The organism is Mycobacterium paraseoulense (genome assembly GCF_010731655.1).
In the GTDB taxonomy this organism is placed as follows: Bacteria; Actinomycetota; Actinomycetes; order Mycobacteriales; family Mycobacteriaceae; genus Mycobacterium; species Mycobacterium paraseoulense.
In genome coordinates, this window is record NZ_AP022619.1 from 1,965,413 (window position 1) to 1,983,560 (window position 18,148).

The window sequence follows — 18,148 nt, forward strand, 5'->3', positions numbered from 1 at the left end:
CCGCTCATCTAGGCCGCAACTGCCTGAGAATTTCTGCGCTGCCCGGCAACCTTTTCACGATACGAATCTACTATAGAGCAGAAAATTACAGGTGCATCGGCGCTCAAAGTGAAGGATCGAGGCACTGCGGGCCGCTCTGACACTCCACGTGCAGCACCACGGTACTGGCAGGATCAGCAAGCCCGAGAACGACTTTTGTCAAGTCCTTGTCCGAGCCCTTCGTTTCGACCGTCGAACACAGCCACCTGATTCGGAGTGCCGCAGGCTGGGCGCGGCTGGCCGCCGATAGCTTCGACGACGGCAGCGACGCGGAGTCGCACCTACAGTACGACCGACTTGATCTTGAAGTCGATGATCTGCTCTTCGTCGTAGCCGAGTTCGGCAAGTACTTCATCGGTGTGCTCACCGTGTCCTGGTGCGCACCTCAGTGATAACGGCGTCTCATCGAACTGAACCGGACTGCCCGCCAAGGCGAATTCATTGCCGTTGGTATCAGTAGTGCGGGGCAGGTATCCGTTAGCAATCACCTGGGGGTCGTCGTGGATCTCGCGCGCGGTGCGCATCACGTCCCACACTCCCTCGAACCCGGCGAAGGACTTCTCCCAATGCGCGAGATCTTCGGCTGCGAAGATCGCCCGCAACTCGGCGATGCACTCCTTGCGATTCTCGAATCGTACGGGTGCATTGGCGAACCGCTCGTCGGAGATCAAGTCCGGGCGACCTAGGCGCGTACAGAAATCGGACCAGAACCGATCGGCCTGGAGTAGTACAAATGCGATGAATCGGCCGTCGCGGGTCTTGTAAAGGTTGACAGCGGGGTTGGGCATCTCCTCGAGCTGGAATTTGGGGCGGTCCTGGCCGGTGACGCCCGAGGCGACGATGTCGGGTCCGAGTTGCCAGATGGCGGCGCTGAGCAGTGAGACGTCGACAATGGAGGGTTCACCTGTTCGCTCGCGCTTCACCAAGGCTCCGGCGATTCCTGCGGCGATTGTCAGGCCGCCATACACGTCACCAAAGGCCGGCAGCTGAAGCGGCGGATAGGACCCGTCGTCGGTGGCATACCCCATGCCGATCCCCCCGCGAGCCCAATAGGCCGCGAGGTCGTATCCACCCCGCGTGGCTTCTTCTCCCTTGATGCCGTACCCGTGACCGCGGGCATAAATGATCTTGGGGTTGCGCGCACGCACCTGATCCACGTCGATTCCCATGCGCCGCCGCGAGTCCGGCAGCAGGTTGGTGAGAAACACGTCGGCTGTCTCAATCAACGTCATCAACACCTCGCGGCCCTCCGGACTGGAGGTGTCCAGACCGATGCTGCGTTTTCCGCGGTTCGGCTGTTGGATGAAGTGGTTGACGCCCCGCGCCCCGGGGAGAAGTCCCGAATTGATCAATCCGCGCTGCGGATCACCGGTCTCGGGATGTTCGATCTTGATGACATCGGCGCCCCAATCGGCGAGCACGGCGCCAGCGGCCGGAACGAACGTCCATGCGGCGAGCTCGACGACGCGAATGCCGCTCAGCACACCAGTCATGCGCCGGTGTATCCAATCGTCTTGGTCTGCAGATGCTGCTCGAAGCCTTCGTGACCGTTTTGCCTGCCGAGCCCACTCATCTTGTAACCGCCGAACGGAGCGTCGGCGCCGTAGAACATGGCGCCGTTGAGGTTCAACGTGCCGGTGCGGATTCGCCCGGCCACCGCCATAGCTCGATCAGGCGAGCCCATCACCGCACCCGACAAACCATAGGTCGAGTTGTTCGCCAGCTCGACCAGACCATCGTCGCCGCCGTCATAGGGCGTGATCGTGATCACCGGCCCGAAGATCTCCTCCTGGAACAGACGGTGGCGTGCGTCCACATCGGCGAACACAGTCGGCGCCACAAAGTACCCACGGTCCAGCCCGTCGGGCCTTCCGCCTCCGACCGTCACCCGCCCCCCTTGCTGCTTGCCGATCTCGATGTAATTCAACACGCGCTCATGCTGCTTGGCCGACACCACAGGACCGCAAAACGTCGCAGGATCGGTTGGGTCTCCGACGGGAACCGCCGCAAAGTCGCGGTGGCGACCTCGACCGCCTGGTCATAAACCTGCCGCGGAACCAGCATTCGCGTAGTCAGCCCGCAGCCTTGGCCGGAATGGATCAGCGCTCCCATACAACCCGGCAGGACCGACTCCATGTCAGCGTCATCGAGCACCATGTACGCCGACTTCCCGCCGAGCTCGAGCAAGGTGCGCTTCATGGTGTCAGCGGACAGACTTTGAAGCAGCTTGCCCACAGCCGTCGAGCCAGTGAAAGAAACCATATCGACGCGCGGATCGGTGGCGAGCAGCTGAGCCACGCCATTGTCAGACGTCGCGACGACATTGAATACACCCGCCGGGATGTCGGTCTTCTCCGCGACGATACGACCCCACCGCAGCCCACTCCATGGCGTCTCGATCGCGGGCTTGAGCACCATCGTGTTGCCCGTGGCCAGGACCTGCGCCACCTTGTTGCTGATGATCTCAAACGGGAAATTCCACGGCGTGATAGCACCGACGACACCGACCGCTTCCTTGACAACCTTACGGTGATACGGTGAGCCCAACAGCGCACCGTCGGGAAGTGCCCGCTCCCAAGGAAACTCGGAGATGTACCGGGCGGGCCACCCAACGGCGTCAGCGATCGGCCACTCGAGCTGCGCAATGTATGTTGACGACAGCGGCGCACCGACCTCGGCGATCAGCTCGGCGCGAATGTCCTCCTTCTCCTCCTGAAGGGTGTCGTGGAGTTGCATCAAGCAATGCTGACGAAACTCGCGATTCGTCGACCAATCGGTACTATCGAAGGCGCGCCGCGCAGCGGTGATCGCCGCCTCCATATCCTCTGCACCGGCGTCGGTGGCGACGCCCAGCACCTCTTCGGTGGCTGGATTGATGTTCTCGATGGTCCTTCCGGTGGATGAGTCCCGCAACTCCCCGTCGATGTACAAGCGGTTTTCGGCATTGAACGGGACTGTCGATGCGGCAACCGACGAAGTCGTCATGGAAAATGTCCTCTCGCGGGGCTGGCGGCACGCTCTAGCGTAAACCATAATAGATAACTATTTATCTGATTTGGGGGGATCGCCGTGCCCCGGCGGAACGCAGCTTGTTATTCAAACTAATCGTAGATTCTACTACTAAGTAGATTACTCCGTGGAGGGACGCACAGATGGTGGAGCGCCCCGACAGCTCCCTCCTGCTCGAACCAACCGGCGCAGCGCTGACCATCGGGGAGGTGTCCACCTGTCCGCTGCAGCGGCACGCCGGATGGCCCGCCCAGCCGGACCGCCGTGCCGTCGGCCAGCACCACCTGCATCCCCAGCAGGTAATCGGTGGTGACGCCGTATTCACGCAGCACAGCCCGCCGGCGTTGGCGGCAATGTTGCCGCCGATGCTGCAGATCTCGAACGACGGTGGGGTCGGGCGGGTAACCGGCTACAACGCTGCGCATCACGATCACCTGCACGTCGAAGTGGGAAGCGGACGCAGAAGCCTGCCGCTGGCGGCGGCAGGCTTCACCGCGAACCGGCAGCCCGACTGACGCGGTTCAGTTCATCAGGAGCTCGCGCAGGTTGTCACGCATGATCCGGTGCACGGCACCCGGGTCCAGTTCGGTGAGCCCCTCCTCGAATTCGGCGGGCTGGGCCAGCCCCTCCGCGTGGGGATAATCCGAGCCCATCAAAACGCGGTCCGCGCCGATGCGCTTGACCAGTTCGGGCGTGTTGTCCTCGTGAAAGGGAACGACATAGACATTGCGCTTGAACATCTCCGATGGGCGATCAGGGAGCGTGCCGCCCGGCCAATCGCCAAAACGTCCCCACCACGCTGCCTTGTTGAGCGTCTTCAACAGATAGGGGACCCATCCACAGCCATGCTCGACGCTGATGACCCGCAGTCCCGGGAAGCGGCCGAACAGATTGTGCAGGACCATCGCCGCGAGCGTGGTCATGATCGGAATCTCGACGTGGAACATCGCGAACTGTAACGCCGAGGTGTCGCGCGTTCCCGGCCTGGGCTTCTCACCCCACACGGTCGACGCGTCGAAGAAACCGGCCGACACGTGGAACCCGACCGGCACTTTCGCCTCCTCGAGGCGCGCCCAGAACGGATCGAACTTGGGATCGGCAATCGAACAAGGCTGTGCTCCGCCACCCGGGGCCGGTCGCAGATAGACGACTTTCACGCCCGCCTTGAGCAGGCGGTCCAGTTCTTCCACGGCCAGGTCCGCGTCGGCCAGAGACAGACACCCCGTGCCGAAAATTCGGCCATTGCTACCGAAGCCCCAGTCTTCCTCGACCCAGCGGTTGTACGACCTCAGGTTGGCATACAGCACCTCGGGGTTGTCGAGCAGATCCTGCTCGATCCCATTCGCCATCGAGGGGAATAGGATCGCTGCCTCGACATTCTGGCTGTCCATCAGCTCAAGCCGCGCCTTCCGGTCATGGAAAGCCGGCAACATCGACGATTCGTCCCGCGCATCGTCGAAACCGCCCAACGCGGGATTATTCAGGATTGCCTTGAACGAACCCGGAGCCTCGGTCTTGTCGAACTTGACGTTGCAGAAGTTCAGGACCTTGTCACCGCAATGCCAGTATTCCTTGCCATCGGGGTGCATCCTGGCCTGGATCGCGACATCCTTGTACTTGGACTCGATATGACGGCTGAAGCAGTCCCGGATCTCATAGAAGTGATTGTCTGCATCCCACAGACGATAGGGTTCGCTCGTCACGTCTCACACTCTCCATTCCATTTCGTCGGTTTTCTTCCCTGCGCGCGCTCCTGGCAAGAAGGGACAGATCATGTCGCGCACTTATATAGAAAACCTATCGAACGCTCAGGCAAGTGTCAACGGTATTCTAACTAGGCACAGATTCTGTCACCAAGTAGATTGCTCCGCGGAGGGATGTACAGATGGCCCCACGCACGGTTGTCGAACTGGTCGATTCTGCTGCACGGGAGCGTCCCGACAGCCCCCTCCTGCTCGAACCAGCCGGCGCAGCGATGACCATCGGGGAGGTGTCCCACCTGTCCATTGCGGCGGCACGCTGGTTGGCCGAACATGGCGTCGATAGCTCCATGACGGTCGCTTGGCAGCTTTCGAGTAACTGCGGTGCCGCCGTTGTGATGTTGGCGCTGTCGCGAAGCGTGCCCGTCCAGGTGCCGGTGCTGCACCTGTTCCGACAGCGTGAGGTAGCCGCCGCACTCGAAATCGCCGGCGCCGACGTGTTGATCGTTGACCGGACCACACAGCACAACGCACCAGCGGACACCCCTGTGATTCGCCTGCCCTCGAACTTCCTCGACGTCCTTCGGACCATGCCCGAAGACCAGCCATCGGAGGGTGCAGCGAACTTCCCGTCGGACTACGCGCGATGGGTCTTCTTCACGTCCGGAACGAGCGGGCGCCCGAAAGGGGTGCGACACAGCGACAAGTCGCTGTTGACCGCGGCACGTGGCTACGTGAAGTATCTCGGCCTGGGATCCGCGCCCGACGACGTTGGGACCATCAACTTTCCCATCGCACACGTTGGCGGCATCTTCTATGTCTCGTGCGCCCTTATCGGGAAGTTCTCGGTGCTGTTGCTGCCGCGGGTCGGCCCGGACATCGCCGCGGTGCTTGCAGCCAATCAAGTGACGTTCACTGGCTCAAGTACAGCGTTCTACCAGATGCTGCTCTCCGCACAGCTCTCCTCAGGTGGTGACGCTCCCGTCATTCCAACGCTTCGCATGCTGATCGGTGGCGGTGCACCCTGTCCGCCAGAGCTGCACGAAAAGATCAGACACGTGCTGAGGGTGCCGGTGCTGCACGGCTATGGCATGACCGAAGCCCCCGCCGTCAGCGCCAGCCAGCCATCGGACACCTTCGAGCAGCGGTCGAACAGTGCGGGCCGGCCGGTTCCCGGCGCCGAAGTCCGTATCGCGCCGACGGGCGAGGTCGAAGTGCGCGGCGATGTCCTGACACCCGGCTACGTCGACGACGAGCAATGGGCGGCATCTCTCACTCCAGAAGGCTGGCTTCAAACCGGGGACACCGGATACTTGCGGGCTGACGGCCGGCTGGTGATCACCGGCCGGATGAAGGATCTGATCATTCGCAAAGGTGAGAACATCGCTCCCGCCGAGATCGAGAACGAGCTACTCGCACACCCGCTCATCGACACCGTCGCCGTCCTCGGCCTGCCCGACGAGATACGCGGCGAGCTCGTCTGCGCGGTCGTCCAACGATCACCCAAGCACCGCGATGTCACACTCGAAGAGATCTGCCAGTTCCTCGATGAACGTGGCTTGATGAAGCAGAAATGGCCCGAACGGCTGTACATACTCGATGAATTCCCCCTGACCGGTTTGGGCAAAGTGGCCAAGCGCGAACTCGCAAAACACTTGACAACCTGAGTCGCCGACACCCCGGGCGGAATCACGTCACGGACAGTGGTCCTTTTTCCGCGACACCGCGCACAAAGTCGATCGACACACCCATCTCCTCGGCCAGCGCTATCGCCGTCGCGACGTCCTTACGCAGATACGGCGTCACGCGGCCCTCGAACGGAGCAAGACCGCCGACTTGCCGCACTCGCTGAAGGGCGGCGCTACTGCCGCTACACGCACTCAACGCGGCGAGTAGCGACCCCTCGTCCAAGCCCAACTTTGCTCCGGCCGCGGCCGTATCCGCGAGCAATTGCGAATTCGCCGCGAACAGAAGGTTATTGAGCAGCTTGACCAGCAGCGCGCTGCCCAGCGCACCGGTCGCAATGATGGGATCGGCGTAAGCACTTACCACGTCGCGCGCAGTATCGACCGCATCAGGCTCCCCGCCCAACAGGACCGTGAGCCTGCCCTGAAGAATGTCTTCCGAATCTCCACTGATTGGCCCGTCGATCACCCGAACATGCGGCGCCGTTTGGGCGATGTCGGCGACGAGCGCCGGACTACCCGTGGTGTGCGACACGACGATCGCACCCTCGGGCAGATGAGCAAGGAAGCCTTCCTCGCCAAACGCCGTTTCACGCAGCTGCAGATCAGAGAACAGACACAGGATCAACACGTCACTGGCTCGCGCGAGCTCCTTGAGCGAGCCAGCCAAACCAGCCCCACGCGCGGCATGATGTTCGCACACCTCGGGTCGGCGCGCATAGAGCACGACTTCGTGCTGACCGTGATCGAGCAGCCGCGACACCATCGGCGCACCCATTTGACCGACGCCGAAGAAACCGACTCGTGACATCTCATGGCCCCGAACTGAAATTAAGACGAGGCCCCGGCGTGAAACGGATCGGCAAATGGCGCACAGCGTAGACCTCACCAGCGTCCTCGAACCGCACGATCTCGCCGTCGATCGCGAAATCGGGCAGACGGGCAAGGATTTCGGAGATCATCTCCTGGAACATCACCCGGGCGAAGTTGGAGCCGAGGCAACGGTGAGCGCCGAGGCTGAACGCGAGGTGGCGGTTCGGTGATCGGGTCAGGTCGATTTCCTCGGGCTTATCGAACACCTTCGGATCGCGGTTGCCCGAGGCGAACATCAATATGACCCGGTCTCCCGCACGCAGCTTCTGACCGTGAAATTCGCAGTCCCGTTTGACGACTCGATAGAGCCCCTGCGTGGGAGTGTCGTGCCGGAGGAACTCCTCGGTCGCCGCATCGAGAAGCTCGGGATCGTCAATCAACTGCTGGCGCAATGCCGGATCTTCTTCGAGCCGAACCAGCGCATTACCGGTCAGTCCGCTCGTCGTGTCCATGCCGGCAAGCAGCAGGAGGAAGATGTACCCGATCAGCTGCTCCTCGGTGAGCGGCGCGCCGTCGACTTCGGCTTGCAGGATGACACTGATCAAGTCGTCGCCGAAACCGTTGGTCCGCCGCTCCTCCATCGCACTCACGATGGCGCCGTAAATATTCATGACGCCGTTGCCGGCCCGCTCGGGGTCGTGCGAGCGGTCGTGAATGGCGGAATGGATCCACTCCACCCATTCCGGCCAACGGCTGTCGTCCAGACCCAACATCTGCAGGATCCAGCGCGCTGGCAGTGGGGTGGTCAGCTGTTGGACGATGTCGGCTCGGCCGGTCTCGATGAAGTCGTCGACCAACTCCGCCGCTAACTGGCGAATTCGGGGCCTCCAACGCTGGGCAGCGCCCGGGGAGAAGCGCGGCAATACGATACGGCGGCATGCGCCGTGCAGCGGCGGATCGATGTCGATGGGAATCAACGGATCCGGGGACAGCGCCGGCACCGCTTTCTCCACGCCGTTGCCGAACAACTCGGCGTCCTGCGCGGCGTCGACGATCGCGTCGTACCCGAGAAACAGCCAGAACCCATCCCACGCGGTCGAACGCAAAACCGGGCAACGATCGCGAAACTCAGAGTAGATCTCGAAATTGTTCTCCCGGAAGTACTCCGAATGGTGGTCGAGGTCGGTCGAGGCGTTCTCGGTGCCTGAGTCGATAGTCGTCATCACGCGTCCTTTAGGTCGTCGATCTTGATCGCCCGCTCGGGACATTCTTGTTCGGCCCTTCGGATCAAATCTTCGCCCTCGAGCGCGATTCCGTCTTGGCTCGTCACCGCCCGGTCTTCGAGGTCGAGGAATTCGAAGGCGTTGGGCGCTATCGTCAAGCAGCGTGCATGTCCTCGACATCGCTGCGGGTCCACCTCGACCCTCATTCGGCCTCCCATTGTCTTCACCCGCTACACATTGGCGAGCTGCCGCTCGGCCGTCCTTGGGAAGTTGAGCATGCGCCGCGCGTTGTCCTCGACGATGAGCGCACATTCGTCATCGGGCACCGTGGCAAGCACTTCGGCCGCACGCTTGCGCGAGTTTGGCCAGTTCGAATCCGAGTGCGGGAAGTCGATCTCCAAGGTGATGCGGTCAACGCCGATCGCATGGCGGTTGGCCAATCCGTGCTCATCATCGATAAAGCAACCCCAGAAGTGGGAACGGAAAAGATCAGAAGGGCGCGCGTCGAAATCGATCGGCTGATAGTAGCGGTGACGCTCCCACACGTAGTCCGCGCGTTCCAAAATGTAAGGCACCCAACCGATACCGCCCTCGGATAACGAGATCTGAAGGTTCGGAAACTTCTGTAGTTTGCCGGAAAACAGCAGGTCGACGGTCGACCACATGAGATTGGTCGCAAACAGCGCAATCGCCACCGCGAAGGGCGCCGAAACGTCTTGGTTAGCCAGATCGTTCTGGAAGGTGCTCGTCCCCGAGAACGAGAATCCAGGAACGTAACCGCCCGACCCGAAATGCAGTGCCACCGGCATGCCCGCGTCCGAGCACACCTGCCACAGATTGTCCCAGTGATCTGAGTGAAACGACGGCAGACCCAACGGCACCGGGCTGTCGGGGAACGACACCGTGCGCGCCCCCTTCGAGGCCAGGCGCTCAGCTTCAACGACGCACGCGTCGACGTCCCAGACCGGAAGCAAACCGAGCGGGATGAACCGGTCGGGCGCCGTCGCGCACCACTCGTCGATGTGAAAGTCGTTCCACGCCTTCACGCACAGCAGCGCCAGCTCGCGATCGTTGCCCCGAAAAAACGTTCCCCCCGCGAACCCCGGGAAGGAGGGAAAGCACAGCGCCGCCTGAACCCCGTCGAGATCCATGTCCGCGACCCGCGCCGCGGGATCGTAGCAGCCGGGAATCATATCCTCGTAGCGCACCGGATCGGTGCCCCACTCCTGCGGCGGCTTGCCCGCTACCGCGTTCAGCCCGATCGTCGGATACAGCGTGTTGTCGTACGACCACAAATGCTGGCCATCGACCTCGACGATCCGGGGTCCGGCCTCGCGAAACTTCTCCGGCAAGCGGTCTTGCCACACACGTGGATGCTCGATGAGGTGATCATCGACCGACACAATCTGATGGGTGTCTTGTAATGGCATTCTTCGCTCCCTACGCCCTGCCAGAGGTCGCCGATCGGCCGACTCTACCCGCGAATCTGTTATCGACCAGATTCTATAGCGTCTTCGAATCCTATCCCTGGCCGCCGGTGTGATCAAGCGTTTCTTGCCGTGGGCGGAACCGCCGGCACACTCGGGCACCGAGGTCCCGCCATTGGTGGCACTTTACGCAGAAGAATCGCCCTTTCCGGGCCGCACGGCTGCCTGCACGCCGCCCCTCAAGAGCCCAGAGCAAAATCTGCGACTAGCTGTTGATTTTCAACTATCTAGTTGAAACTTTGCATCAACGCCAGGGCGGCACTCAAGACCGAACGTGGCGTGGGCCGAACGAAGATGACGCACATTGCGAACAGGGCAGGGTACACCGCAGCACCGTTTACAGCTACTTCCCGAATCGCGATGCCGTGCTGGCCGAATGTTTTCTGCGCGCCGTGACCGCAGTGCTCGATGCGGCAGAGTCCTGTTGGGAGACAGACGAACCGTTCGCCGACCAGCTGGTTAACAGCTGCATAGTCGGCCTCGCCGTAACGAGAGAATCGCCGACCATGCGAATGTTGACCTTCGATGATGAACTGGGGCGCACCTACCGTGCGGCTTCAGCGTCCGAGAAGTGGCAGAACCGCTTACAAGACGATCTCGGCGAGCGATTCGCCGCCGCCGCAAAGGGCGAAGTTCGCGACGATGTGGCTCCAGAGACGATGGCTCACTAGGTGACTCGCATCTGCTTTAGCCTCATCGCTGAGCCTGGACCGGCCGAATACGGAGGCGACGAGCGCCTGCTGCGGGCCTTTCTGCCTGGAGCGTTTTTCGCCGCGGTGAAGCTGTATCGGGTGGCCGGTGTGGACGCGGCGGTTCGATCTAGCGCCAGCCTGCCACAGAAGAACGGCGATCGGAGGCGTCCGCCCCCAGGCCTCAGCCAGCGGGTAGCAGTGCGACCAATGCTGCGGCGTCGCCGATGCTGCGCAGCAAGTCGTTGAGGTGGGTGCACGTCGACGTTCCGTGAAGTTCGTGCCGAATGCGAAAGTGCAACTGGTCCAACCTCATTCCGGCGAGGCGGGTCGCGCTGGCCACGGCGCCCGGGCATTCCTGCCAGGGGAGCACCCGGGCTACCGCCTGCGAGCTCAAGATGGTCTGGGTATCGGAATCCACCACTGCCTCGACGGTGTACTCGTGGATGATAGTTTCCGTGACGTCGGCCCGGACGTAAGTGTCGCGAAACATCGCGTCGACTTCTATTTCGGGCCCTCCCCCACGGTTTCCCACGTCCAGCCTGCGCCGACGACGCATCCCGTGGACAGGGAGCACTACCATCTCGTGCCATGCCAGCGGGTCGCCGGGGTCCTCGAGGCCCGGCGCCGGCGGTCCGGTCACAACGGCAGGGTCTCCAGCCTCGAATGAGGTCATCAGCAGACCGCCGGTCACAAAGCCCGCGCATTGGTCGGCGATCGGGAGATAGCCCGATGTGGCGCCGTTCCCCAACGGGCCGGACGCCGACAACGCATGCCCGGAGATCAGGGTGGCGACCGGAACATCGTCGAGCAACGTGTAGCGCAAGTCGCGTCGCTCCCTTAATTGCGGAGCCGTCGCGTCGACCGCAGCTCGGAAGCCGCTCATCGCCGGGGCGCCCACCAGACGCATGCCCGCGACCACCGGCTCAACGTCAATCCGCTGGACCACGCGGGCGAGCATCTCGACGGTCACTCGCGTTCGGGCTTGGCCCATCTCAACGGCAGTTCCGTCGTGCATGGTAACGAGGTCGCGAGCCCGACCCGATAGATGCACCGGATCCAGCGAGCCCGGATCCCGCGTTATATCAATGGAACTCGTGCGCCGCACCGAGCCCGGGCGCCGCGGCGGCGTGCCCGTCGTCGGCTCGTGAATACCGTGCAGGGGATGCATCCCGAAACCGGTGCGCCCAGGTTGGTCCTGCTCATAGCAGCATCACGAGTTCACTGTGCCGAACTCCGCCGCAGCGAGGACGGTGTAGAACTCCAGCATGTTCCGTCGGAGTCGTAGAGCCGCAAAAACTCGGCGTCCGCCCGCGCGCACAACATCGGTCGACCCGTCAAGGACCACTTTGCCCTCCAGGATTCCCATGAAGTGTCTCCCTTGCCATCCGGCGCGCGGCCGGTGTGGATACGTGCCAACCTAAGGCCCTCGTCGGACTCGTCGACCTCATCGGCCGGCATGGGAACCTCGTCGCTGTGAGTCGTCAAAGTACGTGAGCGCATTAGAAATCTAACGTAAAGTCGAAAGCTTTCTCAAGATTGCGTCCATCCAGCCATCAGCTCTCGAATTCAGTGTCGCATCGCGCTTGGAAGGCCTTATACGGATGGGCAGTGCACCCACGCCGGTATGCAGACCCAGGCGGCCGCGGATCTGCCCCACCCGAAGAGCGCGCAGCGAACGAAGCAATTTCGCGCCGAACTAGCACCCTTCGCTCACTGCTTCATTCCTTCCGGCGGAGCTGCCTGTTGTTCGTCTGAGAGCGCGGACTTTCGTGCTGGTGTATCGGTTCGTAAAGCGGGGAGGAAGAATCCGATAAACATTTTTCTATATCCTGGTAAGGTTTCTCATGCGTCGTAAGGCTTCGACGCTGGGCGGATCAGTGGGACTGATACGCGCTCGATGCGCGTCCGGAAGGAAGGAACGCAGATCATGGGTTTGCTTGACGGTCGGGTTGTTTTCATCACCGGCGCGGCGCGCGGTCAGGGCCGCTCGCATGCAGTCACTCTCGCAGAAGAAGGCGCCAACATCGTCGGCGTAGACATCTGCCAGGACCTCGACGCCGTGCCCTACAAGTTGGGCACGTGGGAGGATCTCGAAGAGACAGCACGGCTCGTCGAGAAAACGGGCCGACAGATGCACCTCCAGGCGGCCGACGTGCGGGATAAGTCGGCCCTACAGGCCGCGTTCGACGCAGGTGTACGGCAGTTCGGGCACATCGACACCGTGCTGGCCAACGCCGGGATCATCCTCACCAACCCTGACGAGGCCGACGCCTCGCAGTCATTGCGGCTAGGCATCGACGTCATGCAAATCGGTGTCTGGAATGCCTTCCAGGTGGCGATCCCCCACCTGAAGGACCGTGGCGAGGGCGGACATTTGATCGCCACTAGTTCCATGGCGGCACTGCTGGACATGACCGATGGCGGTGGAGGCTCCGACGCCTATCTGATGGCCAAGCTGGCCATTGTCGGACTCGTCCGAGCGTACGCCAATTTGCTTGCCGCCCATCGAATCCGGGTCAATGCTGTGGCGCCGACCAACTGCGCGACGCCGATGGTCCTAGAAAACCCGGCACTGTTCAAGGTGATCGAGCAGACGCCACACATGGCCACCGCGATGCAAACGGCATTGCCGGACTTCCCGATGATCGAGCCCAAAGACGTCAGCAACGCCATCCTTTTCCTACTGTCTGACCTCGGACGGACATTCACCGGCAGCCTCCTCAAGGTCGACGCAGGCATGGACATCCGCCGTTGAACAGTTGCCACCCTGGGCACGGCGTGACGCTCCGAAGCGCAATGCTTTAGCGCTACCCGACCCACCAGACCCGAGCCTTCGCCGAGCAACCTCGAGGTCACGCCCGGGCACTGAAGACAACTCAGCAGCGTCCCTTTGCCGTATTGTGCAGCGACTCCCAGAACGTGTGCTCGGTCCTGACTCCGTGTTACGGCAATTGGCTGCTGACAGAGCAGGATTCGTGGAGTGTGGCGGCGGCCGGGAAGTAGGGAGCGGTCCATCGCACCCAACGCTTCGTCGAAAATGATGTCCACCAAGTGGATCGCCACGCCACCGCGTGAACGGCTTGATCAACTGCTGCAGCGGGCCATCGATTCGTGCTACTCACATACCAACTATTGGCACGAGCGCCTCACCCACATCTGTGATCAGTCCCGGCGTATAGCCGTGTGACGGCAGGTTAACGACCACCCCTCCGATGCCGACGTCGATTACGTAGCGCTTGACCTGCTCGGCGATGTCGTTGAGAGTCCCCACGGCCACACGAGAATTCAGCACAAATGTGTCAGAAGCGCCGGCGGCGTCAGTAACGACGAGCTGTATCAGAGCACTCGTCTCAAGGGTGACCGGATCGCGATCGTGCTCCCTGCACCGTCGCATGATGGCTTCGACCTTGCCCGGCAGCCGGTCGAACGGAGCAATGACATTTAGATGGTCGGCGTAGCGGGCAGCCATCGCGAATGTCTTCCTCTCCCCGCTGCCGCCGATCAGAATAGGCATGTCGTCGCGAATGCGCGGGTTGTTCAACACGGATTCAGCGCGGTACCAGCGGCCTTCGAATGTGGGTCGTTCCCCTCGGATCATCGGGGTAATGATCTGTAATGCTTCCTCGAGGCGTTCGAAACGGTCGGTGAAGGTACCGAATTCGAAACCGAGTTGCCGGTGCTCGAGTTCGAACCAGCCGGCGCCAATGCCCAGAAATCCCCGGCCGCCGCTCATCACATCGAGGGTGCTCACCGACTTCGCGAGCAGCGCAGGGTTCCGGTAGGTGTTGCCGGTGACGAGCGTGCCCAACCGCACGCGCCGCGTGGTCGTGGCTAGCCCCCCGAGCGCGGTGTACGCCTCCAGCATCGGGTCGTCGAGCGCACCTAGATGCGGAAGTTGATAGAAGTGATCCATCAGCATCACCGCATCGAAGCCGGCGGCTTCGGCCTCTTGGGCCTGGGCAACCACGGCTGTGTAGAGCTCAGAAACCGGCGCGTGGTACGAAAAATTGGGGATCTGCAGGCCGAGCCGCACAACGCCGCTACCACGGTGAGTGGACTTCGCGGCGTCGGCAGCTGACGGCACCAATACGACGGTCAACCCCCTTCATCGGGTCGGCTACACAAGCACGAAATGTGAACAACGTCGGTCACTGGGACCGCGGGCAGGAAACGGCGCTGGGAGTGCTATGGGGGACTCGATCGCCAATCAATCTTCGCCCAAGCTGATGGCCCGTTCCGGACAGTTGGCCACCGCCGAACGTGCCTCGGCGAGAAGACCTTCGGGGACCACACCGTCGCCGAGGACATGTCCATAGCCTTGGTCGTCATCCTTGAAGAGACGCGAAGCCAAGGAATAACACAGTCCGTGGCCGGTGCAGGCGCTGTCGATTCTGAGCTTCATCCCTCTGCCTTGTCGAACTCCAGGTGAAGCGATTCGAGCCCTATGGTGCCATGAGGCCAGTGCACTTTGGGTGTGGTGCCGGGCTTGATCCGGTAGTGCGGAATCCGCTTGTGCCACTCCTCATACACGATGCCCAATTCAAGTCTGGCGAGATGCGAACCCAGACAGCGGTGTGGTCCCATCCCGAAGCTGATGTGCGGGTTTTCTGGCCGGTGAAAGTCGATTTCGTGCGGGTTTTCGAACACGGCGGGATCGCGGTTAACGGCGCCGAGATACGTCGACACACGTGTTTCGGCACGGAGCCGCGCCGACTCGATGTGAGCCTCGGCGGAGGTAACCCGAGGGATGAATGGGGCGGGGGGGTCCAGCCGAAGCAGCTCTTCCACCGCGGCGGGAATCAGAGCAGGGTCGTCGATGATCTCCTGCCGCTTGCCCGAATTCTCCGCGAGCCGCTGCATCCCGCAACCTAGCGTGTCGGTCACGGTGTCCAACCCGGCGAGCACGAACAAGAAGCAGAGGCCGACGGCTTCGGGGTCGGTGAGATCCTCGGGTGGTCGTTTGGCCAATATCTGGCTCAGGACGTCGTCACCGCCCTTACCGCGGCGCTGGGGAATCAGTTCAGTGAAGTACGTGTACATCTCGAGCGCCTTCATCATGCCCTCTTGAGCGGCGTCGTCCTCGGCGGCGAAACCAGCTCCCGCGAGGCCGATCACTGCGTTCTTCCACTCCCAAAACTGGTCGCGCATCTCACGCGGCAATCCGAAGAACGTGAGGAAAGCCTGGATCGGGAACACCTGAGCGACCTCGCTGACGAAATCACAATGGCCACGCCGCGCGATCGGGTCGATGAGTGCGATCATCTGAGGTCGCAGTTCGGCTTCCATCGGTTTGATGACTCGCGGACTGAAGAACGGCTGCAAGATCTGACGATAGCGCGTCTGCGTCGGCGGATCGTAGGCGATAGGCACGAGCGGCACCGGGCTCTGCAGCATGTCGAACGCCTTCGCCGAAGAGAACGGGTCGGGGTGTTTGAGCACCTCGTCGGCACCGCGGCGGGTGGTCACCGCATATCCATCGGCAATAGCGATCAGCGAGGCAACTTGGGTGGCCTGCCACGCCTGGTCGCGTGCGACATCCATGGGGAGGCAGTCCATATCGATCTGTGGAATTGCGTCAGCGGTAGTCATCGTCCCTCGTCCCTCGTCCCCGTATGAGTGTGTCGTGTTCACGTCGACTATCTTCTAGAATCTAACTCACAGTCGAAAGTGTTGGCAAGGAAGCTCGGAAGTGAGCATCCATCCAATCGCGGCCTCCGGCTTCAGTGGGGCTCGGGGCCGTGCACTCCTTAGGCGAAGAAAACGTCACGCGGGCACAGTGAACGAAGTGTGGTCTCCACGGCGACGCGTATCAGTCAGCGCTTGGCGAATGAGCTTTCCGAGTTGGCGCTCGATCCCGCTGATGTTAGCGACGTGCAACGCCGAGGCCGAGTCAAGCGCGTCGCGTTGAACGTGAGACTCATTGCTGTTCGGTGCAGTAACTCCGACGCATACGAAGCCGACGCCCCGCAAGCGGGCTTCGCTCATGGCGTGGCGGGTGTCGCCCGAGGCCTGGGCGCCGTCGTATCCGTCATCGTAGGGGTGCCCGTCCGAAACGAGGATAACCACCCGCTTCATTCCCTCGGTCTGACGTTCCAAGATGGAGGTGCAATGGCGAACGGCACCGCCGATTCGCGTGAAGCCCGCCGGACTCAGGTGGCCGATTCGCTCGATGGTCAAGGCCGACAGACTTTCTCGTAGACCCTTGATCGGCATCACGTGGACCATTTCGCGGCCCCAACTACGGAACGCGTAGAACCCAACAGGCACTCCGAGCGCATCGAGCGCGGTTGTAATGCGATAGGACAGCTTGAGGTGTTGGTCGAACACCGAGCCGGTTTCCCCGTCCGCGCGCGCGGTCGTGTCCAGCGTCGAACTGCTGACGTCCAAGAGTACCAACGCCGCGAGGCCCGGTCGTTGGCGCTTCTTCCCGATGAAAGGTAGCGGCGCAGAGCCGAATCGGCTTCGGCGCCAGTATGCCAGGTCGACGACACCATCGGTGTGCAGTTGTTCACCGAATTCGCTGCGCCCGTACGGCGCAATCTCCAGCACGTTACGAGCAAGGCTGCGTGTAAGCGCCGTCGGAGCCCTCATTACGTCGATGCGAGCGAGTGCCGTGTGGTCACGGAAGCCATCCGGATTCCATGGCTCGAGTTCGTGCACGGTAACCCAGTCGTTGCGATACCGCTTCGAACTCTCGTCCCATTCCGGATAGCGGGCGTCGCCGCTGTAACCGCCGAAGATGAAGCTGTGAGCGGCCGAGGCGATGCGCCGGCCGATGTTGACTCTACGTCCGCCGCTGGGCCGCATACTCGGTTTGGCCACCGGCGTTCCACCGCCGGCTTGGGATGCCGCATCCGCAGATTTGCCGCCAGAGTGCTTGAACAGACTCTGGATCAGTCTGGCCATCGGGTGGTTCGGCGTCAGCGGATTGCTCAGCAGATCGAGAGACTTGGCCTCATCGCTGTTGGTGTCGGGATCGTCGGCCTCATCGGCGTTTGAGTCATTGCGTATCTTCACGTCGCCGTCGTGCTCCCGGCCTGTGCGCGCTGTCGCCGCCAGTACCGCACGCGCAGGTTTGAGCTGACCGAAGAATTCGGGTGCGGGAGGAACCTGGGTTCGCGCCAATGCCATCCGCATCGACTCTTCGGCTGAGCTGGTCCTGGGAACGTCCATCAGCCCAGCCGCTAATGCTGTTACAAAGGGCGGCAATCGATTCGAGGTCAGCGAGAGCGCACGCAGACCTTCCATGGCGCAGTACCGCGTGCACGCGTTAGACCGCCCGATGAGGTGACGCAGGACCCGCGGATCAAATGATCCGGCACCGTACATCGCGGCTTGTACGACTACTTGTGCCCGGGTCAGCGTGGTGAGCCGCCCGCCGTCGACTGTGATCGTGTTTCCCGACATATAGACGCCCTCGTCTTGCCCGCTCGCGGCCTTGACACACACCAGGCGTCCCGATACCGCACGGGCCAGCATTTGCAAGCCGGCGACGGTCGG

General features: G+C 62.1%; 15 protein-coding genes and 2 pseudogenes. 4 read left to right on the plus strand and 13 right to left on the minus strand.

The features are described 5' to 3' along the window. Nucleotides 1-320: 320 nt before the first annotated feature. The 3 genes and pseudogenes from G6N51_RS09080 to G6N51_RS09090 all read right to left on the minus strand — a co-directional run. A complete protein-coding gene (locus G6N51_RS09080; protein ID WP_163750678.1) occupies nucleotides 321-1,532 on the minus strand; it encodes a CaiB/BaiF CoA transferase family protein in 1,212 nt (403 codons plus the stop codon). Then, a pseudogene (locus G6N51_RS09085) lies at nucleotides 1,529-3,024 on the minus strand (aldehyde dehydrogenase family protein). Before G6N51_RS09085 ends, G6N51_RS09080 begins: the two are co-directional and overlap by 4 nt. A gap of 266 nt (nucleotides 3,025-3,290) precedes the next feature. Then, nucleotides 3,291-3,445, minus strand: a pseudogene (locus tag G6N51_RS09090) (FAD-binding oxidoreductase); the annotation flags it as partial. On the opposite strand from G6N51_RS09090, the gene G6N51_RS09095 reads away from it, so the two are divergent. Then, nucleotides 3,414-3,563, plus strand: coding sequence for an extensin family protein (locus G6N51_RS09095; protein WP_142275161.1), 150 nt, complete (start codon nucleotides 3,414-3,416; stop codon nucleotides 3,561-3,563). The pseudogene G6N51_RS09090 and the gene G6N51_RS09095 sit on opposite strands and share 32 nt — an antisense overlap. 6 nt (nucleotides 3,564-3,569) lie before the next feature. On the opposite strand, the gene G6N51_RS09100 is transcribed toward G6N51_RS09095, so the two are convergent. Continuing rightward, nucleotides 3,570-4,751, minus strand: coding sequence for an amidohydrolase family protein (locus G6N51_RS09100; RefSeq protein ID WP_083174157.1), 1,182 nt, complete (start codon nucleotides 4,749-4,751; stop codon nucleotides 3,570-3,572). 182 nt (nucleotides 4,752-4,933) lie between these two features. Here G6N51_RS09100 and G6N51_RS09105 point away from each other — a divergent pair, with 182 nt between their 5' ends. Further along, complete coding sequence (locus G6N51_RS09105; protein WP_083174156.1) at nucleotides 4,934-6,415, plus strand: class I adenylate-forming enzyme family protein; 1,482 nt, start codon at nucleotides 4,934-4,936, stop codon at nucleotides 6,413-6,415. 22 nt (nucleotides 6,416-6,437) lie between these two features. Here the strand turns inward: G6N51_RS09105 and G6N51_RS09110 are convergent, their stop codons facing one another. The 4 genes from G6N51_RS09110 to G6N51_RS09125 are packed head-to-tail and all read right to left on the minus strand — an operon-like array spanning nucleotide 6,438 to nucleotide 9,899. Further along, complete coding sequence (locus G6N51_RS09110; RefSeq protein ID WP_083174155.1) at nucleotides 6,438-7,244, minus strand: NAD(P)-dependent oxidoreductase; 807 nt, start codon at nucleotides 7,242-7,244, stop codon at nucleotides 6,438-6,440. Nucleotide 7,245: 1 nt separating this feature from the next. Then, nucleotides 7,246-8,469, minus strand: a complete 1,224-nt coding sequence (locus tag G6N51_RS09115; protein ID WP_083174154.1) for a cytochrome P450 — start codon at nucleotides 8,467-8,469, stop codon at nucleotides 7,246-7,248. Then, entirely contained in the window at nucleotides 8,469-8,687 is a 219-nt protein-coding gene (locus G6N51_RS09120; protein WP_083174153.1) for a ferredoxin, read from the minus strand. Before G6N51_RS09120 ends, G6N51_RS09115 begins: the two co-directional genes overlap by 1 nt. A gap of 12 nt (nucleotides 8,688-8,699) precedes the next feature. Beyond that, nucleotides 8,700-9,899, minus strand: coding sequence for an amidohydrolase family protein (locus G6N51_RS09125; RefSeq protein ID WP_083174152.1), 1,200 nt, complete (start codon nucleotides 9,897-9,899; stop codon nucleotides 8,700-8,702). Between the two features lie 269 nt (nucleotides 9,900-10,168). On the opposite strand from G6N51_RS09125, the gene G6N51_RS09130 reads away from it, so the two are divergent. After that, nucleotides 10,169-10,627 (plus strand): TetR/AcrR family transcriptional regulator, encoded by a 459-nt coding sequence (locus G6N51_RS09130; protein WP_174814304.1) that lies wholly within the window; start codon nucleotides 10,169-10,171, stop codon nucleotides 10,625-10,627. Nucleotides 10,628-10,829: 202 nt separating this feature from the next. Here G6N51_RS09130 and G6N51_RS09135 read toward each other — a convergent pair whose 3' ends face one another. Beyond that, a complete protein-coding gene (locus G6N51_RS09135) occupies nucleotides 10,830-11,639 on the minus strand; it encodes a DUF2889 domain-containing protein (protein WP_372510329.1) in 810 nt (269 codons plus the stop codon). 936 nt (nucleotides 11,640-12,575) lie between these two features. Here G6N51_RS09135 and G6N51_RS09140 point away from each other — a divergent pair. Further along, the gene (locus G6N51_RS09140; RefSeq protein WP_083174163.1) at nucleotides 12,576-13,403 is read left to right on the plus strand and encodes a mycofactocin-coupled SDR family oxidoreductase; all 828 of its coding nucleotides are present in this window, start codon (nucleotides 12,576-12,578) and stop codon (nucleotides 13,401-13,403) included. 363 nt (nucleotides 13,404-13,766) lie between these two features. Here G6N51_RS09140 and G6N51_RS09145 read toward each other — a convergent pair whose 3' ends face one another. From G6N51_RS09145 to G6N51_RS09160, 4 genes are all read right to left on the minus strand, one after another. Beyond that, entirely contained in the window at nucleotides 13,767-14,681 is a 915-nt protein-coding gene (locus tag G6N51_RS09145; RefSeq protein ID WP_083174151.1) for an LLM class F420-dependent oxidoreductase, read from the minus strand. A gap of 174 nt (nucleotides 14,682-14,855) precedes the next feature. After that, nucleotides 14,856-15,050: a ferredoxin gene (locus tag G6N51_RS09150; protein ID WP_083174150.1), complete on the minus strand. Its 195-nt coding sequence runs from the start codon at nucleotides 15,048-15,050 to the stop codon at nucleotides 14,856-14,858. Next, entirely contained in the window at nucleotides 15,047-16,237 is a 1,191-nt protein-coding gene (locus G6N51_RS09155; RefSeq protein WP_083174149.1) for a cytochrome P450, read from the minus strand. The genes G6N51_RS09150 and G6N51_RS09155 overlap by 4 nt, the downstream gene beginning before the upstream one ends. Before the next feature lie 174 nt (nucleotides 16,238-16,411). Continuing rightward, a complete protein-coding gene (locus G6N51_RS09160) occupies nucleotides 16,412-18,127 on the minus strand; it encodes a VWA domain-containing protein (RefSeq protein WP_232078542.1) in 1,716 nt (571 codons plus the stop codon). Between the last annotated feature and the right edge of the window lie 21 nt (nucleotides 18,128-18,148).